Source organism: Amycolatopsis solani, assembly GCF_033441515.1.
Lineage (GTDB): Bacteria > Actinomycetota > Actinomycetes > Mycobacteriales > Pseudonocardiaceae > Amycolatopsis > Amycolatopsis solani.
The window spans coordinates 1,409,837-1,433,577 of record NZ_JAWQJT010000001.1 but is presented as its reverse complement, the minus strand read 5'-3'; the positions used below and the strand labels follow the sequence as shown (position 1 = coordinate 1,433,577).

Sequence of the window (23,741 nt, the reverse complement as noted above, 5' to 3'; positions counted from 1 at the left end):
CCGGGGTCCGGCACGATGGGGTCATGCTCGAAGGTGACCTGGTCCGGCTGCGCGCACTCGAACCCGAAGACGCCGAGAAGATCCACGCGTGGGTGCAGGACCCGGAAGTGGGCCGGTGGATGCACCGCGGCTACCCGCGGTCGCTCGCGCAGATCCGCAAGCACGCCGAAGAACGCCCGGTCAACAGCTACGAGCTCGTCGTGCTCGGCATCGAGGCCGACGGCAAGCTGATCGGCATCGTCGACCTCCGCGACGCCCAGCCCGAGATCGGCAACGCCGAGCTGGACATCTACATCGGCGACGCCGAGTACCGCAACGGCGGCGGCTACGGCACCGAGGCACTGCGCCTGATGTGCCGCTACGGCTTCAACTCCATGCGGTTGCACATGATCACGCTCTGGGTGGTCGCCGAAAACGAACGCGCGCGGCACGTCTACCGCAAGGTCGGCTTCTCCGAGGACGGCCGCCACCGCGAAGCGTTCGTAGCGGGCGACGGCAAGCGCCACGACATGATCCTGATGAGCATGCTGCGCGGCGAGCTCAAGTGAGCAGCCGCTGGGGCGCCCGCAACCGCCACGCCTCTTCGAGCAGCTCACGCAGCTGATCGACGTCGACCCGCTCGAGGTCGACGATGATCATCCCGTGCCCGTCGTAGTGCGGGGTCGTGAAGAAGGCCGCGTCGCCGGAATCCAGCAACGCGGCCTTCTCGTCGAGTCCGCACAGCACGACCAGGCCGCCCTCGGCCTCGGTGCGCAGCCGCGCGAACCCCTTGCCCGCCACCTTCAGCGCGGGCGTGCGGTACCAGGTCGACGCCTCGACCTCGGGTAGCCCCGAGGCCAGGCGTACGACGTCTTCCCAGGTCGTCATGGGTCCATTGTCGACCCGGCGTCTTGGAAAATACGGAACTACGGCAGCCGCGTGATCCGGTCCGCCGCGGGCGGGGCCAGGTTCGGGTGGGCGCCCAGGTACGCGATCAGCGCGTCCAGGTCCACCGGTCCGCCGGCCAGGTTCGTGCCCTTGGTGAACTCGGCGAACCCGTCCCCGCCGGCGGCGAGGAAGTTGTTCACCGACACGCGGAACGTCGCCGCCGGGTCGACCGGTGTGCCGTTCACCGTGAGGTCCGAGATCCGCGAGCCCTGCGGCGCGGACGCCGAGTAGCTGTAGTGCAGCGAGCTCGAGATCTGCAGGATGCGCGTGGTCGTGCCCTGCCACTGCTGTTCCAGCACGTTCTTCAGGTTCGCGCCGGTCAGCGTGATCGTCTGCATGATGTTCGCGAACGGCTGCACGGTGAACGCCTCGCCGTAGGTCACCACGCCGTCGCCCTCGTTGTTCGCGGACGACTTGTAGGTCAGGTCGGCGCGGATGCCGCCCGGGTTGGTGATCGCGATGACCGCGTTGTTCGACTGCGTGCCCGCGAGCTGCGCGTCGGCGATGACGTCGCCGAGCGGCGACTCACCGGCCGCGTTGCCCGCCGCCGGCAGGTCCGCGGTGATGGTGCCGACCTGCTTGTTCGCGATCGGGCCGGACTTCGCCTTGGCGTCGGCGACCAGCGCCGCGACGGCCGGGTCCGGGGTCACCGTGCGGGTGACGATCTCGTTGAACGCCTTGGTCTGCGACCGGACGACGTCCCGCGTCTTGAGGTTGATCTTCAGGTCCACCACGGACAGCAGGCGGCCGAACGACGAGCCCTGGATGACCGGACGCGGCTGGCCGGCCGGGTCGTTGATCGAGCAGTTGTACTGCTGGTGGCTGTGCCCGGTGAAGAAGGCGTCGACCTTCGGCGTCACCGCGGCCGCGATCGCGGCGGCCGGCCCGGGACGCAGCTTGCAGTCGTTCGGGCCCTCGACCTCGGTGCCGTCACCCTGGTGCAGCAGCACGACCTGGGCCTTGACGCCGAAGAAGTCGAGCAGGTTCGCCGTGCGGTTGATCGCCTCGACCTCGTCGCCGAACTTCAGGCCCTTGATGGCCTCCGGCGTGACGACGGACGGCAGGTCCTCCAGCGTGGCGCCGATGACGCCGACCGGCACGCCGCCCTCGAACTTGACGGTGAACGGCAACAGCGCGGGCAGGCCGTTGGTGAAGTACACATTGGACCCGATGAAGGGGAACTTCGCGCCCTTGAAGGTCTTCTCGAACTGGCACCCGTCGGTCGGGTGGCAGCCGCCGAACTGCATGCGCTGCAGTTCCTTGAAACCTTCGTCGAACTCGTGGTTCCCGACGACGGACGCGTCGACGCCCAGCATGTTCAGGAAGTCGACGGTCGGCTCGTCGTGGAACAGCGCCGAGACCACCGGCGACGCGCCGATGTTGTCCCCGGCGGACACGACGAACGAGTTGCGCACCTGCGCGCGGAGCTGCTTCACGTGCGTGGCCAGGTAAGCCGCGCCGCCGGCGTCCACTGTGGTCCCGTCCGACTGGACGACCCGGCCGCTGGAGCCGGTCGGCGGCTCGAGGTTGCCGTGCAGGTCGTTGAACCCGATGATCCGGACGTCGGTGGTGGGGTCCGGGCGCTGGCCCGCGGACGCGGGTGCGGTGGTCACCGCCGTCGTCGCCAGCGCGGCCGCGGCGAACACCGCGAGCCGGGTTGAAAGCCTCATGCGTTGTTTCCTCCGATTCGCGCCCTAGGTCCCCAACGGGCGCACGGCGGAGGATTCTGCCTCGCGAACGAGTCAGCTACCAGGGTCAAAAGACGGACGTAAAGCGAATGTCACCTAACGGCTTCCATCGAGCAGCACGCGCGCGACGAGCGCCGGGTCGTCGTTCATCGGCACGTGCCCGCAGCCGGGCAGCAGCCGGAACGTCCCATCGGGAGCGACCTTCCGCAGGTCGGCGACGCGTGGCCGGGCGAGGATCCGGTCCTGCGCGGCCCACGCGATCGTCACCGGGACGCCGGTGACCGGGCCGGTGAAGCGGAAGTCCCCACGGGACTGCGCGGCGGTCGGCTCGAAGCCGGGCGCGGTGGCGAGCGCGTGCGCGTCCTCGACGACGGCGTCCGGGGTCAGCAGGCCCGGCTTACCGACGATCATCCCGACCAGCGCCTTGCGGCCGGCCGCCGTCGCGGCGATGCGGCGCACGACGTGCGGCGGGGTGCGCTGGGCGAGCCCGCGGTGCGCTTTGAGCGTGGCGATCGCGTACATCTTCTGCCGCCGGTTCCACAGCCCGGCCGGCGACAACGCCGTGACGCTGCGGACGAGCCCGGCCTGGCCGAGCGCCAGCGACAGCAGCCCGCCGAGCGAGTTGCCTGCGACGTGCGGCCGGTCGAGGCCCAGCTCGGTGAAGAGCTCCTTGAACATGACCAGCGCGGGTTCGACGCCGTAGCCGCCGGACGGCTCGGGCGACTCGCCGAAGCCCGGCAGGTCCACGGCGATGACCTCGCGATGCGGCGTGAGCAGCGGAACGACCGGCGCCCAGGCCTGGCGGCGGTGGCCGATGCCGTGGATCAGCACCAGCGGCTCGCCGGTACCCGAGCGGTCGTAGACGACGTCGTCCATTACCCGAGAGTAAGGCGGGGTTCGCGGAAAAGCTACAACCGCCGGTAACAGTTACTCTGCGTCCGGGTGAATCCGCGTCCCGGTGTCGGCCGACCGCTGGACGGCGTCGAGCACCCGGTGCACGCGCACGGCGTGCGAGAAGTCCGGCAGGTCGCCCTTCAGGTGCCGCGCGTAGGCGTGCGCGACGTTGTACGACGGCTCGGCGCTGCGCCCGGCCAGCTGCGGGAGCTCGTAGCGCGCGGGCACGGTCAGCTTCTCCAGCGAACCGGTCCGGCTGCCCCGCAGCGTCAGCTTCGCGATCCAGAACAGCGGGTCGGCGGCCTCGACGACCAGCGTGCCCTCGGTGCCGTTGACCTCCCAGTGGAAGTCCGTCGCGGGCGACGTCCCGCCGCGCAGGTGCACCGACGCGACCGCGCCGCCGGCCAGCACCCCGGTGACGGCGATCTGGTCCGGCACGGTCATCGCGACCGAGTCGCCGGAGACCTCGTCGCGCACCCGCGGCCGGACGGTCGCCATCGTCGCCGACAGCTCGGTGAACCCGCCGAGCACCATGTCGACGGCGTCGACGGTGTGCGCGAACGGGATGGTCAGCATCGTGGCGCCGCCCTCGGGGTGCAGCTGGTAGCTCCGCCCGGCGCGCACGCTCGGCCCCCAGTTGCCGCCCGAGCCGATCAGCGACGTCGACAGCACGCGCCCGACGTAGCCGTCCTTGATGAGGTCACGCAGGTAGCGCAACGCCGGCGCGGACCGTCCTTGCAGGCCGACCGCGGTCTGCCCGGTCTTCGCGGCCTCGGCCAGCGCCCGCGTTTCGGCCAGGCTGACGCCCAGCGGCCACTCGCTCAGCACCTGCTTGCCCGCGGCCAGCGCCGGCTCGATGAGCGTCCGGTGCTCGGACACCCTGACCGCGACGACGACCAGGTCGACTTCCGGGTGCCGGGCCAGCTCACCGGCGTCGGCGAAAGTCAGCGGCACGCCGTACTTCTCCCCGGCCACCCGCGCCGACTCCGCGCTGCTCCCGCTCAGCGCGCGGAGCTCGTAGCCCTCCACCGCGGCCAGCGCGGGCACGTGCGCGGTCGCGGCCCAGCCGCCGTTCGCGCTGAGCCCGACGATGCCGACCCGGACCGGTGCCATGAGCGTTCCTTTCGTTGCCCGCACAACACTCCGACGTGCGAAGCGTCGTAGGCATTCCCCGGTCCGCGCAAGACGCATCCGGTTATGCCTGAATGACTTCGGCCACGTCCCGGTCACCGACCGATCGGCCCGCGAGGGGGTCGGCCAAGTGGCCAATGGGCGGCCGGACCGTCCGGCTCATCGACCGAAGCGGCACCCGGGTCAAGATCCATAACGTCGGTGCCATGACGAACGCACAGGTCACGGCCCTGCAGTACGGCTTCATCGGCTTCCTCGCGCTGTGGACCGTGGTGCTCGTGCCGCAGCTGCTCACCCAGCTCGCCCGGCACGGCGGCCTGCGCCCGCGCGGCATCGCCACCACGGCGGCGGTGCTGTTCTACGCGTGCATGACGCTGGCGGTCGTCTTCCTCCCGCTGCCCGGTCCCGGCACCCGGCGGCTCACGCAGACGGTGCAGCTGCACCCGTTCCAGTGGATCACCGACATCCACACTGAGCTGATCAAGCACGGGGAGCCATTTTCGCAGTGGTTCGCGACGCAGACGTTCCAGCAGGCGTGCCTCAACGTCCTGCTGTTCGTCCCGCTGGGGGTGTTCGCCCGGATCCTGTGGCGCCGCGGCCTGGTCGGCACGACGCTGATCGGCTTCGCCGCGTCACTGCTCATCGAGATCACGCAGCTCACGGCGAACTTCGGCACCGCGCCGCACGTCTACCGCATCTTCGACGTCGACGACCTCATGAACAACGCGTTCGGCGCCGGCGTCGGCTGGGTCTTCGGGGCACTCCTGCTCACGCTGCTGCGCGGCAAGCGTTCACCGGTCGGCGTGCAGCCGGCCCGGCGCGAGCGGGTCCACCTCGCCCAGGCGCGCTAACCGGGCTTTCCGCTGCAGCGCCGCGCGCTTGGCGGCCCGCCGGTCCTCGAGGACGACGACGAGCGCCGCGACGGCCAGCACGAGCGCGACGAGCCCGAGGATGAGCGGAAGCTGCACGAAATCCTCCTCGGTACGACGCTGTGCGGGAGATCACACAGGGTACGCAGGTCAGTGCGTGATCCGCTACCCCCGGTGCCCGCGGAAACTGGAGAAGTGAGCACCCGACCCACCAAGGACCAGCTCGCCGCGGCGCACGGCACGACCATCCCGGACGTCATCGCCCCGGACCTGGACGTCCTCTTCTGCGGCATCAACCCCGGCCTCTACTCCGGCGTGCTCAAGCAGCACTTCGCCCGCCCGGGCAACCGCTTCTGGCCCGCCCTCCACGCCGGCGGGTTCACCCCGCGCCGGTACCGGCCCGAGGAGCAGGAGCGGCTGCTCGACCTCGGCCTCGGCATCACCAACGTCGTCGCGAGGACGACCGCCCGTGCCGACGAGCTCACCGCTGACGATCTGCGCGAAGGCGGCAAGATCCTCGTCGCGAAGGTGCTCGAGTACCGGCCGGCCTGGCTCGCCGTCGTCGGGATCACGGCGTACCGGACCGCGTTCGGCTTCCCGAAGGCGGGCGTGGGCCCCCAGGAGGCGCCGATCGGCGACACCCACGTGTGGGTGCTGCCCAACCCGAGTGGGCTCAACGCGCACTGGACGCCGGCCGGGCTCGGCGAGGAGTTCGGACGGCTGCGGGCCGCATCCCGCGATCGTCGAAATCGTTGAACGACCTGCGGGCCACCCTCAGTAGCAACGACACCCCCATCAGGTCCTTCCAGCCCCCGCCGCACGACCTCGTTCGCACCGTTTTCTACCGAGAGTTTGCTGTGACCGGGCGGTTGGGCCATGAGGGGGATTCGGCGTCATGAGCTGCGCAATCGCGACTCGTACCAAGCAGGAGGAGTCACTTTTGGCCGGTCCCGGCAGGGGGGATCGGATGGTGCCGGAGGTTCGGCGTCCCAGGAGCGACGGCGCAGGAGACGGAGGCCCACGATGCACGGCATCGAGCCCACCCGCAGGCCCACGGGGCCGATCGGACCCGGCGGGCGCAGTCTCGGCGTGGCGGTCGTCGATCCCGTCCCGATCTACCGGGACGGTCTCGCCGCGCTCGTCCACCGCAGCCAGGGGCTGCACTGGGCCGGGCAGGCGGCCAGCCACCACGCCGCGCTGCAGCTGTGCGAGCAGGTCAAGCCGGACGTCGTCGTGCTCGATTCGGCGCTCGACCCGAACTGCCACCTGACCAAGCTGCTCAACACCGGCGACCCGGCGCTGATCCTCGTCACGCTCATCCGTGACGCGAATCGCACCCAGCAGTACCTGGCGGCCGCGATCGCCGCCGGGGCGCACGCGATCGTGCCGCGGTCGATCGATTCACGACGGCTCGCCGAAGCGATCCGGCGCGCTCACACCGAGCGCCGGTACATCGACCCGGCACTGGCCGCGCTGACCGCCCGGCCGAAGCGGTCGACCGTGCCCAAGGGCGACCTCGCCCACGACAGCCCACCCGCCGGCCGCGGCGGGATGCCGCTGTCCAGGCGCGAATACCAGGTGCTCCAGCTCGTCGCCGAAGGTCTCGAGAACTCGGCGATCGCGAAGCTGCTGTTCCTCTCCGTGGAGACGGTCCGGACGCACGTGAAGAGCATCCTGCGCAAGCTGTCCGCGCGGGACCGGACACACGCGGTGACCATCGCCTTCCGCGGCGGGATCCTGATCGCCCGCACCGAGGACGGCCACGTGCCGGTGACGGCCGACACAACGGCGATCCCGGGGCACCGCTGAGGCCGTTCCCCAGGCACAACGCCACTTTTGTGGGGAATTCCGGTACTCGGTGGTGCGGATCTGCTTGCTCCAGTTACCCGCAGGTAATATCCTGAAGTTACCGGCGAGTAAGGCGAGTATGTGCCCGGCCGGGGAGCCGAACACATTGGAGTGACGACATGGGCCACTACAAGAGCAACGTCCGAGACCTGGAGTTCAACCTCTTCGAGGTACTCGGCGTGCAGGAGCGCCTTGGCAAGGGCGTGCTCGCCGAGTCCGACGAAGAGACCGCGCGCGGTGTGCTGTCCGAGCTGAACAAGCTCGCCACCGGCCCGCTCGCCGAGTCGTTCGCCGACGCGGACCGCAACCCGCCGGTGTACGACCCGAAGACGTTCAGCGTGAAGATCCCGGAGTCGTTCAAGAAGAGCTACCAGCAGCTCATCGAGGGCGAGTGGTGGCGCCTCGGCCTCACCAACGACCTCGGCGGCTTCGGCCTGCCCCCGACCGTGCAGTGGGCCGCCTCCGAGCTCATCCTCGGCGCGAACGCCCCGCTGTTCATGTACATGGCGGGCCCGAACTTCGCGATGATCGTCGACAAGAACGGCACCGAAGAGCAGAAGCACTGGGCGCAGCTGATGATCGACCGCGCCTGGGGCGCGACGATGGTGCTGACCGAGCCGGACGCCGGCTCCGACGTCGGCGCGGGCCGCACCAAGGCCGTGCAGCAGGAGGACGGCTCCTGGCACATCGACGGCGTGAAGCGGTTCATCACCTCGGCCGAGCACGACATGAGCGAAAACATCATGCACCTCGTGCTGGCGCGCCCCGAGGGTCCCGGCATCGAGACCAAGCCGGGCACCAAGGGCCTGTCGCTGTTCCTCGTGCCGAAGTTCCACTTCGACACCAAGACCGGCGAGCTGGGCGAGCGCAACGGCGCCTACGTCACCAACGTCGAGCACAAGATGGGCATCAAGGCCTCCACGACGTGCGAGCTGACCTTCGGCCAGCACGGCACCCCGGCCAAGGGCTGGCTGCTCGGCGAGGTGCACGACGGCATCGCGCAGATGTTCCAGGTCATCGAGTACGCCCGGATGATGGTCGGCACGAAGGCCATCGCGACGCTGTCGACCGGTTACCTCAACGCGCTCGAGTACGCCAAGGAGCGCGTCCAGGGCGCCGACCTGCCGAACATGCTGAACAAGGCCGCCCCGCGCGTCACCATCACGCACCACCCGGACGTCCGCCGCTCGCTGATGCTGCAGAAGGCGTACGCCGAGGGCCTGCGCGCGGTGTACCTGTACACGGCGTCGTTCCAGGACCAGCTGTGGACCGGCGAGGGTGACCAGAAGATCGCCCACGGCGTCAACGACCTGCTGCTGCCGATCGTCAAGGGCGTCGGCTCCGAGCGCGCCACCGAGCAGCTCGTGCAGTCGCTGCAGACCCTGGGCGGGTCCGGCTTCCTGCAGGACTACCCGATCGAGCAGTACATCCGCGACGCCAAGATCGACTCGCTCTACGAGGGCACCACGGCGATCCAGTCGCTGGACTTCTTCTTCCGGAAGATCGTCCGAGACAAGGGCCAGTCGCTCGCCTTCGTCGCCGGCGAGATCACGAAGTTCATCGAGTCCGAGGCGGGCAACGGCCGGCTCAAGAACGAGCGCGGGCTGCTCAAGCAGGCCCTCGAAGACACGCAGGGCATGCTCGGCTCGCTGATCGGCTACCTGACCGCGTCGCAGGAGGACCCGCAGAACATCAACAAGGTCGGCCAGCACACGGTCCGCCTGCTGATGTCGGTCGGCGACCTGCTCATCGGCTGGCAGCTGCTCAAGCACGCCGAGGTCGCCATCGGCAAGCTCGACGCGGGCGCGGCCGCCAAGGACGTCGCGTTCTACGAGGGCAAGATCGCCGTGGCGTCGTTCTTCGCGAAGCAGGTGCTGCCGGAGCTGACCGCCCGCCGCGCCATCGTGGAGGCCGCCGACAACGCGCTGATGGAGCTCGACGAAGCCGCCTTCTGATAGGTCACGAATAGGGCTCTCCCCGAGTGGGGAGGGCCCTTTTCGCGTTTCAGGCCCGGGTGGGGCGGGCACTCCGCTCACCGAGTCCGACGGACCCGAGTGGCCGGGTCCGCGGATCCTTGAGAGGAGAAAGTGATGACTGTCGCCGGCATCGTCAGCGCCATCATCGTCGGGCTGATCATCGGCGTTCTGGGCCGGCTGGTCGCACCCGGCAAGCAGAGCATCCCGATCTGGCTGACCATCGTGATCGGTATCGTCGCCGCCTTCATCGGCACGGCGATCGCGCGCGGCCTCGGGTACGCCGACACGGACGGCATCGACTGGCTGGAGATCCTCACCCAGGTCGTGCTCGCCGCCATCGGCGTGAGCATCGCCGCCGGCGCGTACGGACGCCGAGGCGTAACCAGGTAGCCGCTACTCGGAAGACCCGGCTCGGTCCGGTCCGCTGTCGGGGGCGGACCGGGCCGGGTCTTTTTTTCGTCCTCACTCCATCGGGGGTCATCGCGGGCGACGCGCCCGGATCGGTGCCACCGTGGCGCTCATCGCGCTATCCGAGGAGGCAGCTGTGCTCGGCGGACTTTGGGGCATCATCTCGACGATCATCGTGGGTCTGGTCCTTGGCGTGCTCGGGCGGCTGTTCGCGCCGGGCGACCAGAAGATCCCGATCTGGCTGACCATCGTCGTCGGCATCGTGGCCGCGTTCGTCGGCAACTGGCTGGCCGGGGTGTTCGGCGTCAAGGACACGTCCGGCATCGACTGGATCCGGCACATCTTCCAGATCGTCGCGGCCGTCGTCGGCGTCATCGCGGCCTCGGCGATCTACGCGAAGGTCAAGGGCGGCAGCCGCACTAGCGCCTGACGACGGCCAAGCCTGCGCCGGCGAGCAGCAACGCGGCGGCGCAGGCCATCGCCGTGGTGAGCGCGGTCGCGGACGACGTCACGGCGAGCGTCAGGAACAGGCTGCCGAACGTGGCCACGCCGACGACCTGACCCAGCTGCAGCGTGGTGGTCAGCAGACCGCTGACGTCGGCCGCGCGCTCGAGCGGGACGTGCGTCAGCGCGTTCACCATCAGCGATCCGAACGCGGGCCCCATCGACAGGCCGAAGAGCAGCAGCGCCGCGAAGAACAGCGTGCCGCCGTCGCGGCCCAGCCCGAGCAGCACGTAGGCGACCGCGGATCCCACGTAGCCGGCCGGGGTCAGCCAGACGTGCACCCGCTGGGGCAACCGGTTCCAGAAGAACCCGCACAGGCCGAAGACGACGCCGCCGGGTGCCATCGCCAGGCCGGCGGCCATCGCCGTCTTGCCGAGGCCCGACTGCAGGTGCAGCGCCACGCAGAAGAGGAACCCGCCGTAGGAGGCGACGCCCGCCGCCAGCGTGACCAGACCCGGCGCGACGCCCCGGATCTTGAGCACGGTCAGGTCGACGAGGGGGTCGCGCACGCGGCGTTCCACGACCACGAACAGCACGGCCAGCAACAGGCCCGCGGCGATCGAGCCGTACGTCCAGGCCGGCCAGCCGGTTTCGTGGCCGAGCACCAGCGGCAGCACCACGAGCACCACCGCCGGCGCGGCGATCGCGAGCCCGGCGAGGTCGAGGCGACGGCCCGCCTTCGCGCCGCCGCCGGGTACCACTTTGCCGGCGAGCACGGCCACGAGCAGGCCGATCGGCACGTTCACCAGGAAGACCGGCCGCCAGCCCGCACCGAAGAGGTCCGCACCGACGAGCACCCCGCCGAGCACCTGGCCGGCCACGAAGGCGACCGAGAGGACCGCGGTGTACGCGCTGAGCGCCTTGGCGCGCGCGGCGCCGGTGAACCGCGTCTGGATGAGGCTGACGACCTGCGGCATCATCAGCGCGGCTCCGGCGCCCTGGGCGATCCGCGCGACGATGAGGACCGTTTCGCCGGGTGCCAGGCCGCAGAGGGCGGAGCAGATCGTGAAGGCGATGGTGCCGATGACGAAGAGCCTGCGGCGTCCGTACAGCTCGCCGAGCCGGGCGCCGGTGATCAGCAGCATCGCGTAGCCCACGGTGTAGCCGGACACGACGAGCTGCAGCGCGGCGCCCGAGGCGTGCAGGTCGGTGCGGATGTCGGTCATGGCGACGTTTACGACGGTGACGTCGAGCAGCGCCATGAACTGGCCGAGGAGCAGGACGGCCAGCATGAACCACGGTCGCCGGTCCCGGGCTTCCCGGTCCGTGGCCGGGGCGGGGGTCGTCAGAGTCATGCCGCTGAGCCTGCTTCTCGCGAGCTGCGCGGGGAGAGAGCCTGGTGGTGCTGGTGCTGTGAGTACCTGCTTCAACTAAAACTGTCGTACCCCTCCGGCACGATGTCGGTATGACCCAGACGCAGGTCCACGCGAACCGCCGGGAGGAACTCGGCCAGTTCCTCAAGGCGTGCCGGGCGCGGATCGGCCCGGCGGAAGTCGGGCTCGCGCCCGGCCCGCGCCGACGGCTCAGCGGGCTGCGCCGCGAGGAGGTGGCGCTGCTCGCCGGCGTCGGCGTCACCTGGTACACGTGGCTCGAACAGGGGCGGCCGATCAACGCGAGCTCGCAGGTGCTCGACGCGGTGGCGCGCACGCTGCGGATGGACCACCCCGAGCGGGAGCACCTGTACCGGCTCGCGGAGCTGACGCCGTCGCGGCTGCCGTCGCCGGCCGAAGTGGTGCCGTCGGCGGTGGGCGAGGTGCTGCGCGCGCTGGACCCGCTGCCCGCCACGGTCGTCAACGGCCGGTTCGACGTGCTGGCGTCGAACGCGGCGCAGGAGGAGCTGTTCTGGGAGTGGCACAGCATGCCGTGCCTGCACAAGAACCTGCTCTGGTGCTGCGTGACCGAGCCGAACGCACGGGCGTTCCTGCTGAACTACGACGAGGAGGTGCCGCACATGGTCGCGCGGATGCGGGCGGACTACGGCAGGCACATCGGCGACCCGAGCTGGGAGGAGGACATCCGTCGGCTCTCGGCGCTGAGCCCGGAGTTCGTCGAGCTGTGGGCGCGGCACGAGGTGGCCGAACCGCGGGCGAGGCTGCGGCGGATGGACCACCCGCGGGCCGGGCTGATGACCTTGCGGCTGACCGAGCTGGCGGTGTCGGAAGCGCCGGGGCTGCGGATCCAGGTGTCCACCCCGGACGACGCGGCGACGTGGGCGCGGCTGCCCTCGACCCGGCGGTCGTCGTGACGGCCCTCGACCTGAGCGACCGGGGGCTGACGTCGGTGCCTCCGCTGCCACCCGGGCTGACCCGGCTCGACCTGTACAAGAACGCGCTTTCGGAGGTGCCCGCGTCGCTCTGGTCGCAGACCGGGCTCGAGGTGCTCAACCTCGCGGCGAACCGGATTTCCACGCTGCCACCGGGGATCTCGGCGCTGAAGTCGGTGCACACGCTCGACCTGGCGCACAACCGGTTCGACGCCTTGCCGGCGGAGCTGGGCGAGCTGGCGGGGCTGACCGAGTACCTGTACGTCAGCGACAACCGGCTGGCTGAGTTCCCGTCGGCGTGGTGCCGGTTGGCCCGGTTGCGCTACCTGGGCTGCACGGACAACCGGCTCACGTCGCTGCCCGCCGATCTCTCGGGGTTCGCGTCCCTGCGCGAACTCCGGCTCTACCGCAACGAGCTGACCGCGTTGCCGGAGTCGATCGGCGCGCTCGGGGCGTTGCGGGAGTTGCACTTGCGGGGCAACCGGTTGACTTCGCTGCCGTCGTCGATCGGTGCGTTGAGTGAGCTGCGTCAGCTCGACCTGCGGGAGAACGCGCTGGTTACGCTGCCGTCGTCGCTCGCTGATCTGTCCAAATTGGACAAGCTGGATCTGCGGTGGAACAAGCACTTCCGGGAGCCGTCCTGGCTGCGCGACTTCGAGGAGGCGGGGTGCATGGTCCTTCGCTGACAACTCAACAGAGCACGGTCGGGCGCGGTCCGTAGGTCGCCGTGTGCGACGTCCGGCGGACTTCGGCGCCGCTCGCGACGTCGTAGAGCACGCGGGTGTCGGTGACGCTGAAGCCGGGTGAACCGATCGACGGGACGCACGGCTCGGTGCCCCCGAACTGCACCGGAGGGGGAGCACCCGGGGTTTGCGCGCCGGTCTGGCCCTCGACGCGGTAGTGCCGGGTGCCCCAGATCCGGACGGTCACCGAGTCGCCGGAAACGACGGCCTGGACGGCGATGCCGGTGGTCGCGTCGTTGGTCAGCTTGAGCTCGACGGCGCTGCCGTCGGCGTTGACGGCCTTGGCGTCGCGGCCGGCGGGGTAGCGGTCGAGGTACTGGTCGTGCTCGAGGTGACCGCCGTCGGTCAGGCCGGCGAGGTAGCCCGCGTTGTACAAAGTGGACGCCAGCTGCGAGACACCACCCCCGACGACGGTGGCGCCGGTGCCGTCCTCGCCGACCGGCGCGGGCACGTAGCCGTTGTCCGCGGTGCGCGGGCCGGACCGGCCGCCGAGGCTGAAAGTCTCGCCGGGCTTGACGATGGTGCCGGAAACGCGGTCGGCGAGCGTCCGGTTGTTGGTCGCGGCCGGCCCGGCGAGGCCACCGGTGGTGAACTCGCCGATGACCTCGGTGATGCCGAGCGCGCTGGCGGCCTCGGTGGTCACGCCGGGTTTCGACGCGCTGTAGACGACGGGGAGGTCCCGGCCGTCGGTCTTCTTGAGCACGTCGATGAGCGGCAGGAAGGTCTTCTCCCAGTTGATCTTCCGGGCGTCCTCGGAGGGCTCGACGGCCGGCCGGTCGCCGGTGAAGACGATCTGCGCGTCCTTGCCGTCCGTCTCGGTGCTCGTGAGCGGGTCCTTGAGCGCGCCCTGCAGCTTGCCCTGGTCGATGCGCACCTCGACGGCCCCGCCCTCGACCGCGGCGAACTGGAACGACGCGGCGATGGCGTCGGGCTTGAGCGGCACGTCCTTGCCCTGCCCGTGCACGACCACGGGTTTCGCGACGGCGGGCACGACGATCTGCCGGTAGGCCGCCTGCACCCCGGCCGCGGTCGCCTTGACCGGCGTGATCGCCATGGCCAGCCGGACCCCGCCGGGGTCGAGCCAGTGCTCGGTGACGGTGTGCACGGCGCCGGGCAGGTCGAGCAGCTGCTGCCCCTGCCGCGGCAGGACGGGGTACGGGGTGACGCCGCCGTCGCTGCCGGCGATCGGCAGGAACCCGACCGCCCCTTCAGTGGCCGGGTGGTCGAGCTTGCCCTGGGCGAGCTGCCGGACGGCGTCGGTGATCTGCCGTTCGTCGGTGCGCGTGGCGACCCCGACCTCGCGGCTGGTGAAGAAGGACATGATCCGCGTGATCGGACTGAGCGGCTGGTGCCCGGCGAGCCCGAGGGTGTTCGGCCAGTCGAGCCCCAGCCCCGACCGCGACGGCACGAGTTCGGCTTGAACGTCACCCCCGTGCACGACGACGGGCCGGATCAGCCGCGGCTCGAGTTCCTGGCGCAGCTTGGCTTCGGCCTCGGCGTGGCTCAGCCCCCCGACGTCGATCCCGGCGACGGTCACCCCGCGCGGAACGTCCCCGGCGCTGACGAGCAGGTCGATCGCGTAGAGGATGACGAACAGCCCGAGCGCGAGCCCGATGGCCATCATGGTGCGCGCGAGCCCCTTGCGGAGCTTCCGCGCGGGGGTTTCCGGCGGGGGTGCGAGGGCGGGGGTCTCGAGCAGTTCGCCGAGGAGGTCATCGGCGAAGAAGTCGGTGGCGGCGGCCTCGGGTGCGACGACGGGCTCGATCGGCGCCGGCTCGTCCGCCGCTGTCTCCGCCGCCGCGCGCTCGGTCACCTCTTCGTCTGCCACGCCCTCGCCCTCCGCGGGACCCGACTCCCCTACAGGTAGAGCCCCGTGCCGTGCTCGGTTCGCTCCGTCGCCACCGCGTGGATGTCGCGTTCGCGCATCACCAGGTGCCCTTCGCCCTGGATTTCGACCTCGAGCTGGTCCTCCGGGTTGAAGAGCACGCGGTCGCCGGTCTTGACGTTCCGCACGCTGTTGCCCACGCCCAGTACATCACCCCAGGCGAGCCGGCGGGCGACCTGCGCGGTGGCGGGGATCACGATGCCGCCGCTGCTGCGGCGCTCGCCTTCCTCCGGGGACAGGCGCACCAGGACGCGGTCGTGCAGCATCTGGATCTCGAGTTTCGCCCCGTCAGACACGGCCTGCATGTTACCCGTCGGTCCGCGGGGCACCGGCCATGACCAGGCTGAGTTCCTGCGCTCCGCCCTTCTCGAGCCGGATCGGGACGCCCCAGTCCTGCCGCGTGATCCGGCACGCCGGGTGCTCGCCGCCGTCGTCGCAGCTCGCGGCCTGGGCCACGACCTGCAGCACGCCCTCGGTGACGCCGTCGGCCAGCCGGATCTTGCGGGTCAGGTCGGTGCCGGTGCCGACGCCGTCGGCCAGCAGCTCGGGTGGGGACGCGCTGATCTCCAGGCGCGTCGACGGGCCGAAGCGGTCGTCCAGCTTCTCGCCGGGCGGCGCGGTGAACACCACCGAAAAGTCGATCTCGCCCGGGGCGAGCACCGTCGGCGGGCGGCGCACGGCGTGCGCGTCGCCGGTGACGACCTTCGGCGCGCTCGCGGGCAGCGGGCCGACGCGGTGGCCCGCGGACTCGACGACCAGCAGCTCGCCCTCGTGCGACAGCAGCCCCTGAGGCTCGGCGAGGCCGGTCGCGATCGTCGTCACCTCGCGGGTGAAGACGTCGAAGCAGCGGACCGCGCCGTTGTAGGTGTCGGCGATCGCGATCTTGTCGCCGGCCAGCACGGCGAGGCCCAGCGGGTGCTGCAGCAGCGCCTGGTCGGCCGGGCCGTCGGTGTGACCGAAGGAAAAGAGGTCGATGCCGATCGCGGTGTGGACGGTGAAGGATTCGCCGTCGGGCTCGATCCAGCGCAGCGCCGACGTCTCCGCGTCGACGAGCCACAGCTTGTCGCCCTCCACGGCCAGGCCGGACGTCTGCGCGAAGAACGCTTCGGCGACGTCGCCGTCTCGAAGGCCTTCGACGGTCGTTCCGGCGAAGCGGCGGATCGTGCCCGACACCGGGTCGAACACGCTCAGCGTGTGGTTGCCCGCCATCGCGACGACGACCCCGCCCGCCGGCCCCCACCAGGCGACGTCCCAGGGACTCGTCAGGTCGACCTCGGTGCCCTTGCCCGAGTCGGGCCCGGTGCGCCACTGGGCGCCGGTGCCGGCGACCGTCGACACCTCGCCGGTGATGAGGTCGAGGCCGCGCAGCCGGTGGCCGGCGGTGTCGGCGACGACGGCGTGGTAGCCGACCCGCTCGGCGATGTCGTACGGCAGGAGCGCGATGCCCGAGGGCTCGGCGAAGGTCGCGACGTCGAACGGGCCGTCCTGGCCGCCGCGGGCTCCGCTGCCGAAGCGGCGGATGACGGTCTCGCCGTCCGAGGCGAACTCGACGATCGCGTGGTGCCCGGTGTCCGCGACGAGGACGCGCCCCTCGGCGGTGGCGACGGCCTTGCTCGGGAACCGCAGCTCGCTGACCTGCTCTTCCACCGGGACGTACGGGCTGCCGCCGCGGCGCAGCATCCCCTTGGCTTCGTGCTTCGTCACGAGGTCGGCGATCACGCGGCGAAGCGCCTCTTCGTGCCCTTCGCCCGCGGCGACGTGCACGACGTAGCCCTCGGGGTCGACGACCGCGAGCGTCGGCCACGCGCGGACCGCGTACTGCGACCACAGTTCCATTTTGGGGTCGTTGACCACGGGGTGGTGCACGTCGTAGCGCCGGACCGCGGCTTCGATCGACGCGCGCTCGCCCTCGTGCAGGAACTTCGGCGAGTGGACGCCGATCGTGACCAGCACGTCCGCGAACTCGGCCTCGAGCGGCCGCAGCTCGTCGAGCACGTGGAGGCAGTTGATGCAGCCGCTGGTCCAGAAGTCCAGCAGCACGATGCGCCCGCGCAGCTCGGCGAGGGTCAGCGCGCGGCCGCCGGTGTTCAGCCAGACGTCGCCGCGCAGCTCGGGGGCACGCACGCGGCTCTGCGGTCGTGGGGAAGTCACGGCAAGAGTGAACTACACGCGCTCACGCTGTGTTCCGCAGTCCGGCCGATGAGAGAACAAACTCACCCCTTGTGGGTGGTCGAAAAAGGACGCGCGTGCCGGTGAGCCGCCGCTTAGGCTCGGCCCATGACCCCCGTCCAGCCGGCCGGCGCCCTCACCCCCGAGGAGGCACGGCACCTGCAGGAGAACCTCCGGGAACCGGTGCGCCCGGGGCTGAGCGAAGCCGAACTCGACGACGTCGAGCGCCGGTTCGGCTTCCGCTTCGCCGCGGACCACCGCACGTTCCTGTCCGCCGGCGTGCCCATCGGCGACCGCTGGCCCGACTGGCGCTGCGGCAACCCCGAGCAGCTGCGCAAACGTTTGGCATGGCCGGTCGACGGCGTGCTGTACGACGTCGAGCACAACGGCTTCTGGCTCCCCGAGTGGGGCACCCGCCCGGTCGGCCCGGAGGACGCCGTCCGCGAGGCCCGGCAGCGCCTGGCCGACGTGCCGCAGCTGGTGCCGGTGTGCGGGCACCGCTACCTGCCCGGCCTGGCCGGCACGGTCGGTTACCCGGTGCTGTCGGTGTACCAGACGGACATCATCGTCTACGGCAGCGACCTGCGGGATTACCTGCACCGCGAGTTCGCGACCGGCGGCATCAGCACGGCACCCCCGGACGGCCCCCGCTACATCCCGTTCTGGTCCCGCTTCATCGACTAGCTTCGACGGCCCGCTTCAGCCGCGCCAGGGTGGCGGCGATGTTGGCCGCGTTGGCCTCACCCCGGTTCCACACCCCGGTGACGGTCGACGTCGGCACCTTGAACCACGCCGGCCGCCGCTCCCACATGCTTTCGACGACGACGCAGCCGTCCTCCGTGGTTTCGAAGTCGTACTGCCACCGCGCGACGGGCAACCCGGCGACCGAGGTCACCTCGAACCCGAACCGCCGCCCGGGTTCGGCGTCGGTGATGGTCGACAACGTGCTCCAGCGCCGGAAACCCCGCCGGTTGCGCCCGCGGAACTTCGCGCCGACGGCGGGCCCGGAGGAGCCACCGACCCACCGGTGCCCGGCGTACTCCTCGGCGACGCCTGCCAGCTTCCCGGGGTCACTGACCAGGGCGTACACGGTTTCGGGCGCTGCGCCGATCTCGATCCGGCCGGTGGCGTCGGGTGCGTTCAAGGGGACCTCCACACTGAGGGACATACCGAGGGTATGTCAGATTCCCTCAGTTGTCGCGCCGCAGCATGCGGCTCACGCCCGCCGCCACCGTGGTGGCCAGGATCCAGCCCGATGCCGTGAAGCCCGCGGCCACCCAGTTGTCCGTTCCGTGCATGTACCAGCGGCTCTTGTTGCCGAAGTCCACGATCGGCACCAACAGGTCCGCCGTGTAGATCACCGGGTTCCACTGCAGCCCCGTGTCCTGCTGGTTCACCACGCAGCGGCGCCCGTTCGCGATGATCTGGTGGGCCTGGTCGGTCGCCGGCCAGTTCACGCAGTCGTCCGTTCCCAAGCCGAACCACAGGCTGCCGAGCACCAGCAGCATCAGCAGCCAGCCGAGCGCGCGGACCGGGCGGTAGCCGTAGCCGACCATCGAACGCTGCAGCCAGCTCCACAGCCGGACGCCCGGGCCGAAGAACTTGAAGCCACGGGCCAGTGCCTCGTAGCGGAACTGCTGCTTGCGCAGGGCCACCGTCGAGGCGTGCTCTTCGTTGCCCGCCGCGCGGAGCATGTGCGCCAGCTGGTCGTACGGGCCGGGCCGGTAGCCGCGCATCGCCTTGCGCAGGAGCTCGATGCGGTGGTCGAGGGCCTTGTCGTCGTCGAGCGGGATGCCGTCCTTCAGCGCGTCGTAGCGGAAGTCCTCCAGCTCGATGCCCGCGGTCGCCGCCCAGAACTCCTCGTTGTCGCTCAGCGTTCCGCAGTGCGCGCGGCGCAGCACGATCCGGCCCTGCGGTTCGCGGTTCGGCGTGAAGATGAACTCGTCCGCCGCGACGTCGCCCGCGTCGAGCGCCACCGCGAACGGCGGCAGCGACCCCAGCTCCGACCCCCGCAGGTCCACCCGCCGGGCGACCTGCGCGCCGTCGAGGTTGACGCCGCCCGCGGCCGCGAACGGGCGGCCGTTGTTGTCCCGCAGCGTCAGGTCGCGGCCGATCCGGCCGGTGCGGACGTCGAGCGAAAAACTGCTGGTCGCGCGCATGCCGGGGTCGGTGAGCTGGGTGCCCGCCAAGTTGATCGACCCGCCGACCTCGACGCCCTGCAGCCGCAGCGTGCCCTGGATCGCGGCGTCGGTCAGCTGGAAGTTGCCCGCGATCTTCGAGCGGCGCGCCGAAAACACGTCCCGGCCCGGGTGACGGAACATCGAGTTCCACGCCAGGAAGTTGCCGCCGATCGTGACGTCGGCCAGCCGCAGCTGCCCGGCGGGCACGCGCAGGCTCGTCGCCTCGATGTCACCGCCGATCTCGGTGCCGTCGAGGTGCAACGCGCGGTCGTAGTACGGCTGCGACTTGCCGCGCTCGACCCGCACCTCAGCGCCGGCCAGCCGCAGCGAGCCGCCGATGCGGGCGTTGACCATGCGCAGCGTGCCCAGCGCGTGCAGGCCGTCCGAGAGCTCGACGTTCCCGTCCACGCGCATCCGGTCGAAGACCAGCGCCGGGCGCGGGTCCAGGTACGGGTCGTTGGACTTCCACGCGTCGACCGCGATCGGGCCGTGCTGCGACACCGTCAGCTTCGCCTCGCGCAACACGATGTCGCTGGCGACGGTGGCGCTCGGCAGGTACATGATGCCGGTGGCGGAGAACCGCTTCCGCTGGCTGGCGGGCCCGTAGTTGTCGACCTCGCACAGCAGGCTCCCGCCGATGTGCAGGCCGTTGCCGTTGAGCGCGAAGCCGTCCGGGTTGTTCAGCGTGGCGCCGGAGAAGTTGACGTTACCGCCGGTCCGCACACCGGGGAGCCGGACTTCGCCGTTCGCGACCATCCGGTAGGCCAGCAGCGCGCCGGTCAGCACCAGCCGGTCGGCCTGGATCGCCTTGCCGTGCGGGTGCGAGATGACGGTGCGGGTGAGCACCATCGACCCCTCGATCACCGCGTCGGTGAGGTTGACCGCGGCGTTCGGCATGCCGCGTTCGCGGTCGTCGCCGCGCTGGACTGTGGTCTCTTCGATCTCGCGGTCGGCGCCGTCGACCTGCACGACGCAGCGGATCAGCCGGACGTCGTTGCGGCTGCGCATGTTGCGGGCCTTGAGCCCGGGCAGCCAGCACTTCCGGAACACGAGCCCGAGCAGGTTCGCCTCGCGCACGTCCGGCGGGTTTTCGAACCGGCAGCGCTCGAACCGGAACAGGTACTTGAGGTCCGCGGCCCGCAGGTCGAGCGTGCCGGTGATGTAGGCGTCTTCGACGTACACGATCGGGGCGTTGGTGGCCTGACGCCGCCAGCGCATCAGCCCGGCGTTGCCGGGTTTCAGCAGTTCGGCGGCCTTGACCTCGTAGCGCTTGTCGGGGATCCCGGCGAAGGGGTCGAGCGGCGGCAGCACGCTTTCGGTCGTCACGGCCGGGCCCACCTCCCCGTTCGGTTCCCGAGGAGCGCCGCGTCGGAATCCCGGCAATCGTCCTCCCCCAGAAGTCGTACTCCCCGAGGGTAATGGACGAAAACGCGCCGGTGGGGCGGTCGGCAGGAACCGGCCGCCCCAGCCGGGCGCCTCAGGCGTTCGGGTTAAGCACCCGCGCCAGGAACGACTTGGTCCGCTCCTCGCGCGGGCTGCCGATGACCTGGTCGGGCGGACCCTCTTCGACGACGACGCCGCCGTCCATGAACAGCACCTTGTCCGCCACCTCGCGCGCGAACTGCATCTCGTGCGTGACGACGACCATGGTCATGCCGTCCTTGGCGAGCTGCTTCATCACGCCCAGGACGTCGCCGACGAGCTCCGGGTCCAGCGCGGACGTCGGTTCGTCGAACAGCATCAGCTTCGGCTGCATCGCCAGCGCCCGCGCGATCGCGACGCGCTGCTGCTGCCCACCGGACAGCTGCGACGGGTAGTTCTTCGCCTTGTCGCCGAGGCCGACGCGGTCGAGCAGCTCGAGCGCGCGCTGGCGCACCTGGGCCTTCGGCTCGCGACGCACCTGGATCGGCGCCTCCATGACGTTCTCGAGCGCCGTCATGTGCGGGAAGAGGTTGAAGCGCTGGAACACCATGCCGATGTCCTTGCGCTGGTGCGCGACCTCTTTCTCGCGCAGCTCGTGCAGCTTGTCACCGCGCTGCTTGTAGCCGACCAGCACGCCGTCGACGTACAGCCGGCCGGCGTCGATCTTCTCGAGGTGGTTGATGCAACGCAGGAGCGTCGACTTGCCCGAGCCGGACGGCCCGATCAGGCAGAGCACCTCGCGTTCGTGCACTTCGAGGTCGATGCCCTTGAGGACGTCGACGCTGCCGAAGCTCTTGCAGATCCGCTGCGCGGACACCACGGGGGTCATGTGACGTTCCCTCCACCCCGGCTGAAGATCCTCGATCGCCAGCCGGCCCGCTGGACCACGCCCCGCGAGGTACCGCGCGAGAACCGCTTCTCGATCTGCATCTGGACCAGCGTCAGCACCGAAGTCATGAACAGGTACCAGAGCGCGGCCACGATGAGCAGCGGCACCGTCTTCAGGTTCTGCGAGTAGATGGTCTGCGCCGCGACCATCAGCTCGAAGTACCCGATCGCCACGACCAGCGACGTCGTCTTGAGCATCGAGATCGTCTCGTTGCCGGTCGGCGGGATGATCACCCGCATCGCCTGCGGCAGGATGATCCGCCGCAGGGTCTTGGTGCGGTTCATGCCGAGCGCGCTCGCCGCCTCCAGCTGGCCGGAGTCGACCGACTGGATGCCACCGCGCACGATCTCCGCCATGTACGCGGCTTCGTTGAGGCCGAGGCCGAGCAGCGACGCCGTGAACTGCGTGATCAGCAGGTTGGTGTCCCAGCTGACGAAGGTCGGCCCGAACGGGATGCCCAGGCCGATCCGGGAGTAGGCGAGACCGAGGAAGTTCCAGATGATCAGCTGCGTGATCAGCGGCGTGCCCCGGAACAGCCAGATGTAGATCGACGCCGCACCCGAGGTCAGCGGGTTGGGGGACAGGCGCATGACGGCCAGCAGGATCCCGCCGACGATCCCGATCAGCATCGAGATCACCGTCAGGATCAGCGTGTTCTGCAGGCCGCGCAGGATCCGGTCGTCGAAGAGGTAGTCCCCGACGACCGGCCACTGCAGCGCGTCGTTCGTGATCACGCTGCGGACCACGATGAACGCCAGGAAGACGATGATCACCCCGGCCACCCAGCGCCCGTAGTGGCGCACCGGGACGGCCTTGATGGGCTCGGCTTCGGCAGGCGCCTCGCTCGGAGGCGCCTCGGAAGAACTGGACACGCGAACTACGTCCTAACTCAGCTGGCCGGGTTGAGCTCCGACTTGGTGACCGCACCGGCCGAGGACAGGCCCCACTTGTCGAGGATCTTCTTGTACGCGCCGCTGTCGATCAGCTTCTGGATCGCGCCCTGGACGGCCTTGCCGTAGTCACCGCTGTTCTTGGGGAGCACGACGCCGTAGGGGGCGGTGTCGTAGGGCTCGCCGACGACCTCGAGCGCGCCGTTGGTCTGCTTGACCGCGTAGTCGATGACCGGGGAGTCGGCCAGCTCCGCCTGCACGCGCTTGGCGGTGAGGGCCAGGTTGACGTCCGTCTGGGCCTGCAGCTGCGTGATCTCGATGGCCGGCTTGCCGGCGCCGGTGCAGGCGGCGTTCTTCTTGTCGAGGTCTTCGACCTGCGTGGTGCCCTTCTGCACGGCGACCTTCTTGCCGCAGAGGTCGTCGGCCTTCAGGCCGTCGGGGTTGCCCTTCAGCACGGCCAGCGACGTGCCCGCCTTGTAGTACGAGATCATGTCGACCGTCTGCAGGCGCTCGCTCGTGATGCTGAACGACGACATGGCCAGCTCGTACTTCTTGGAGCCGATGCCGGGGATGATGCCGTCGAACGAAGCGTTCTGGAACTCCATCTGCACGCCGAGCACCTGCCCGATGGCGGTGCCGAGGTCGACGTCGAAGCCGGCTGCCTTGCCGTTGTCCTGGAATTCGTTCGGCGGGTAGCTCTGGTCCTGCCCGACCAGGATCTTGCCGTCGGACTTGACATCGGCGGGGACCAAGGCGGCGAGCGCGTCGTCCTTGGCGACCGTGCCCACGTCACCCGATCCGGTGCCGGGCGCGGCGGCGGAGCTGCTCGTGCCGACGTCACCGGCTCCGCTCCCGCCCGCACCGCACGCCACGGTCAAGCCGACCAGGGCGAACGCCGGCAGCAGGGCGATCGCCTTCAGCTGGGTTCCTCGGGCCACGTCGTCACTCCTCGTAGTTCTCAGTTCGTGAGAGCACGCATATTGCCACTCATCCATACCAAAGCACAGCACTGTCGAGTTACAGCGACGTTTCGCCGCGCACCCACCACGCCGGGA

Annotated in this window: 24 protein-coding genes; 10 read left to right on the top strand and 14 right to left on the bottom strand. The window is 70.3% G+C overall.

What is annotated here, in order from left to right:
• The first annotated feature begins 23 nt into the window (after nucleotides 1-23).
• Nucleotides 24-548 carry a GNAT family N-acetyltransferase gene (locus SD460_RS07245; protein WP_290050756.1) on the top strand — a complete coding sequence of 175 codons (525 nt, stop codon included), beginning with the start codon at nucleotides 24-26 and terminating at the stop codon, nucleotides 546-548.
• On the opposite strand, the gene SD460_RS07240 is transcribed toward SD460_RS07245, so the two are convergent.
• The 4 genes from SD460_RS07240 to SD460_RS07225 all read right to left on the bottom strand — a co-directional run bounded on the left by SD460_RS07240 (nucleotide 541) and on the right by SD460_RS07225 (nucleotide 4,622).
• The gene (locus tag SD460_RS07240) at nucleotides 541-867 is read right to left on the bottom strand and encodes an MmcQ/YjbR family DNA-binding protein (protein ID WP_290050758.1); all 327 of its coding nucleotides are present in this window, start codon (nucleotides 865-867) and stop codon (nucleotides 541-543) included. The genes SD460_RS07245 and SD460_RS07240 overlap by 8 nt on opposite strands.
• 38 nt (nucleotides 868-905) lie before the next feature.
• On the bottom strand, nucleotides 906-2,597 hold the full coding sequence (locus SD460_RS07235; protein WP_290050759.1) for a bifunctional metallophosphatase/5'-nucleotidase: 1,692 nt from the start codon (nucleotides 2,595-2,597) through the stop codon (nucleotides 906-908).
• 114 nt (nucleotides 2,598-2,711) lie between these two features.
• On the bottom strand, nucleotides 2,712-3,491 hold the full coding sequence (locus SD460_RS07230) for an alpha/beta fold hydrolase (RefSeq protein ID WP_290050761.1): 780 nt from the start codon (nucleotides 3,489-3,491) through the stop codon (nucleotides 2,712-2,714).
• A 51-nt stretch (nucleotides 3,492-3,542) separates the two neighbouring features.
• Nucleotides 3,543-4,622: a Gfo/Idh/MocA family protein gene (locus SD460_RS07225; RefSeq protein ID WP_290050762.1), complete on the bottom strand. Its 1,080-nt coding sequence runs from the start codon at nucleotides 4,620-4,622 to the stop codon at nucleotides 3,543-3,545.
• Between the two features lie 224 nt (nucleotides 4,623-4,846).
• Here SD460_RS07225 and SD460_RS07220 point away from each other — a divergent pair, with 224 nt between their 5' ends.
• On the top strand, nucleotides 4,847-5,491 hold the full coding sequence (locus SD460_RS07220) for a VanZ family protein (protein WP_290050763.1): 645 nt from the start codon (nucleotides 4,847-4,849) through the stop codon (nucleotides 5,489-5,491).
• On the opposite strand, the gene SD460_RS07215 is transcribed toward SD460_RS07220, so the two are convergent.
• Complete coding sequence (locus SD460_RS07215; RefSeq protein ID WP_290050765.1) at nucleotides 5,432-5,608, bottom strand: hypothetical protein; 177 nt, start codon at nucleotides 5,606-5,608, stop codon at nucleotides 5,432-5,434. The genes SD460_RS07220 and SD460_RS07215 overlap by 60 nt on opposite strands.
• A gap of 96 nt (nucleotides 5,609-5,704) precedes the next feature.
• Here SD460_RS07215 and mug point away from each other — a divergent pair, with 96 nt between their 5' ends.
• The 5 genes from mug (at nucleotide 5,705) to SD460_RS07190 (ending at nucleotide 10,171) form a co-directional block, all read left to right on the top strand.
• A complete protein-coding gene (gene mug / locus SD460_RS07210; RefSeq protein ID WP_290050766.1) occupies nucleotides 5,705-6,265 on the top strand; it encodes a G/U mismatch-specific DNA glycosylase in 561 nt (186 codons plus the stop codon).
• Between the two features lie 267 nt (nucleotides 6,266-6,532).
• Nucleotides 6,533-7,318 carry a response regulator transcription factor gene (locus SD460_RS07205; RefSeq protein WP_290050768.1) on the top strand — a complete coding sequence of 262 codons (786 nt, stop codon included), beginning with the start codon at nucleotides 6,533-6,535 and terminating at the stop codon, nucleotides 7,316-7,318.
• A gap of 158 nt (nucleotides 7,319-7,476) precedes the next feature.
• Nucleotides 7,477-9,312: an acyl-CoA dehydrogenase gene (locus tag SD460_RS07200; protein ID WP_290050769.1), complete on the top strand. Its 1,836-nt coding sequence runs from the start codon at nucleotides 7,477-7,479 to the stop codon at nucleotides 9,310-9,312.
• 135 nt (nucleotides 9,313-9,447) lie between these two features.
• A complete protein-coding gene (locus SD460_RS07195; RefSeq protein ID WP_290050770.1) occupies nucleotides 9,448-9,723 on the top strand; it encodes a GlsB/YeaQ/YmgE family stress response membrane protein in 276 nt (91 codons plus the stop codon).
• A gap of 154 nt (nucleotides 9,724-9,877) precedes the next feature.
• Nucleotides 9,878-10,171 (top strand): GlsB/YeaQ/YmgE family stress response membrane protein, encoded by a 294-nt coding sequence (locus tag SD460_RS07190; RefSeq protein ID WP_290050771.1) that lies wholly within the window; start codon nucleotides 9,878-9,880, stop codon nucleotides 10,169-10,171.
• Here SD460_RS07190 and SD460_RS07185 read toward each other — a convergent pair.
• Entirely contained in the window at nucleotides 10,161-11,540 is a 1,380-nt protein-coding gene (locus SD460_RS07185; protein WP_290050772.1) for an MFS transporter, read from the bottom strand. The two genes, SD460_RS07190 and SD460_RS07185, sit on opposite strands and share 11 nt — an antisense overlap.
• Before the next feature lie 110 nt (nucleotides 11,541-11,650).
• Between SD460_RS07185 and SD460_RS07180 the strand changes: the two genes are divergently transcribed.
• On the top strand, nucleotides 11,651-12,490 hold the full coding sequence (locus tag SD460_RS07180) for a helix-turn-helix transcriptional regulator (protein ID WP_318306008.1): 840 nt from the start codon (nucleotides 11,651-11,653) through the stop codon (nucleotides 12,488-12,490).
• Nucleotides 12,487-13,194, top strand: a complete 708-nt coding sequence (locus SD460_RS07175; protein ID WP_290050823.1) for a leucine-rich repeat domain-containing protein — start codon at nucleotides 12,487-12,489, stop codon at nucleotides 13,192-13,194. The genes SD460_RS07180 and SD460_RS07175 overlap by 4 nt, the downstream gene beginning before the upstream one ends.
• 4 nt (nucleotides 13,195-13,198) lie before the next feature.
• Here the strand turns inward: SD460_RS07175 and SD460_RS07170 are convergent, their stop codons facing one another.
• The 3 genes from SD460_RS07170 to SD460_RS07160 are packed head-to-tail and all read right to left on the bottom strand — an operon-like array spanning nucleotide 13,199 to nucleotide 17,260.
• On the bottom strand, nucleotides 13,199-15,079 hold the full coding sequence (locus SD460_RS07170) for a VanW family protein (protein WP_438860550.1): 1,881 nt from the start codon (nucleotides 15,077-15,079) through the stop codon (nucleotides 13,199-13,201).
• A 29-nt stretch (nucleotides 15,080-15,108) separates the two neighbouring features.
• Complete coding sequence (locus tag SD460_RS07165) at nucleotides 15,109-15,441, bottom strand: GroES family chaperonin (RefSeq protein ID WP_125309067.1); 333 nt, start codon at nucleotides 15,439-15,441, stop codon at nucleotides 15,109-15,111.
• Nucleotide 15,442: 1 nt separating this feature from the next.
• Nucleotides 15,443-17,260 (bottom strand): NHL domain-containing thioredoxin family protein, encoded by a 1,818-nt coding sequence (locus SD460_RS07160; protein ID WP_290050826.1) that lies wholly within the window; start codon nucleotides 17,258-17,260, stop codon nucleotides 15,443-15,445.
• A gap of 153 nt (nucleotides 17,261-17,413) precedes the next feature.
• Here SD460_RS07160 and SD460_RS07155 point away from each other — a divergent pair, with 153 nt between their 5' ends.
• Entirely contained in the window at nucleotides 17,414-17,989 is a 576-nt protein-coding gene (locus SD460_RS07155; RefSeq protein ID WP_290050776.1) for a hypothetical protein, read from the top strand.
• Here the strand turns inward: SD460_RS07155 and SD460_RS07150 are convergent.
• From SD460_RS07150 to SD460_RS07130, 5 genes are all read right to left on the bottom strand, one after another.
• The gene (locus SD460_RS07150; RefSeq protein WP_290050777.1) at nucleotides 17,979-18,449 is read right to left on the bottom strand and encodes an SRPBCC family protein; all 471 of its coding nucleotides are present in this window, start codon (nucleotides 18,447-18,449) and stop codon (nucleotides 17,979-17,981) included. The two genes, SD460_RS07155 and SD460_RS07150, sit on opposite strands and share 11 nt — an antisense overlap.
• Nucleotides 18,450-18,495: 46 nt before the next feature.
• Complete coding sequence (locus SD460_RS07145) at nucleotides 18,496-20,811, bottom strand: oxidoreductase (protein ID WP_290050779.1); 2,316 nt, start codon at nucleotides 20,809-20,811, stop codon at nucleotides 18,496-18,498.
• Nucleotides 20,812-20,962: 151 nt separating this feature from the next.
• Nucleotides 20,963-21,736, bottom strand: a complete 774-nt coding sequence (locus SD460_RS07140; protein WP_290050781.1) for an amino acid ABC transporter ATP-binding protein — start codon at nucleotides 21,734-21,736, stop codon at nucleotides 20,963-20,965.
• The gene (locus SD460_RS07135; protein ID WP_290050782.1) at nucleotides 21,733-22,668 is read right to left on the bottom strand and encodes an amino acid ABC transporter permease; all 936 of its coding nucleotides are present in this window, start codon (nucleotides 22,666-22,668) and stop codon (nucleotides 21,733-21,735) included. Before SD460_RS07135 ends, SD460_RS07140 begins: the two co-directional genes overlap by 4 nt.
• 17 nt (nucleotides 22,669-22,685) lie before the next feature.
• On the bottom strand, nucleotides 22,686-23,624 hold the full coding sequence (locus SD460_RS07130) for an ABC transporter substrate-binding protein (RefSeq protein ID WP_290050783.1): 939 nt from the start codon (nucleotides 23,622-23,624) through the stop codon (nucleotides 22,686-22,688).
• Between the last annotated feature and the right edge of the window lie 117 nt (nucleotides 23,625-23,741).

Coding starts and splice junctions, on each gene's coding strand:
- SD460_RS07245 (WP_290050756.1), top strand. CDS start 24: ATGCTCGAAGGTGACCTGGTCCGGCTGCGCGCACTCGAACCCGAAGAC.
- SD460_RS07240 (WP_290050758.1), bottom strand. CDS start 867: ATGACGACCTGGGAAGACGTCGTACGCCTGGCCTCGGGGCTACCCGAG.
- SD460_RS07235 (WP_290050759.1), bottom strand. CDS start 2,597: ATGAGGCTTTCAACCCGGCTCGCGGTGTTCGCCGCGGCCGCGCTGGCG.
- SD460_RS07230 (WP_290050761.1), bottom strand. CDS start 3,491: ATGGACGACGTCGTCTACGACCGCTCGGGTACCGGCGAGCCGCTGGTG.
- SD460_RS07225 (WP_290050762.1), bottom strand. CDS start 4,622: ATGGCACCGGTCCGGGTCGGCATCGTCGGGCTCAGCGCGAACGGCGGC.
- SD460_RS07220 (WP_290050763.1), top strand. CDS start 4,847: ATGACGAACGCACAGGTCACGGCCCTGCAGTACGGCTTCATCGGCTTC.
- SD460_RS07205 (WP_290050768.1), top strand. CDS start 6,533: ATGCACGGCATCGAGCCCACCCGCAGGCCCACGGGGCCGATCGGACCC.
- SD460_RS07200 (WP_290050769.1), top strand. CDS start 7,477: ATGGGCCACTACAAGAGCAACGTCCGAGACCTGGAGTTCAACCTCTTC.
- SD460_RS07195 (WP_290050770.1), top strand. CDS start 9,448: ATGACTGTCGCCGGCATCGTCAGCGCCATCATCGTCGGGCTGATCATC.
- SD460_RS07185 (WP_290050772.1), bottom strand. CDS start 11,540: ATGACTCTGACGACCCCCGCCCCGGCCACGGACCGGGAAGCCCGGGAC.
- SD460_RS07180 (WP_318306008.1), top strand. CDS start 11,651: ATGACCCAGACGCAGGTCCACGCGAACCGCCGGGAGGAACTCGGCCAG.
- SD460_RS07165 (WP_125309067.1), bottom strand. CDS start 15,441: ATGCAGGCCGTGTCTGACGGGGCGAAACTCGAGATCCAGATGCTGCAC.
- SD460_RS07155 (WP_290050776.1), top strand. CDS start 17,414: ATGACCCCCGTCCAGCCGGCCGGCGCCCTCACCCCCGAGGAGGCACGG.
- SD460_RS07140 (WP_290050781.1), bottom strand. CDS start 21,736: ATGACCCCCGTGGTGTCCGCGCAGCGGATCTGCAAGAGCTTCGGCAGC.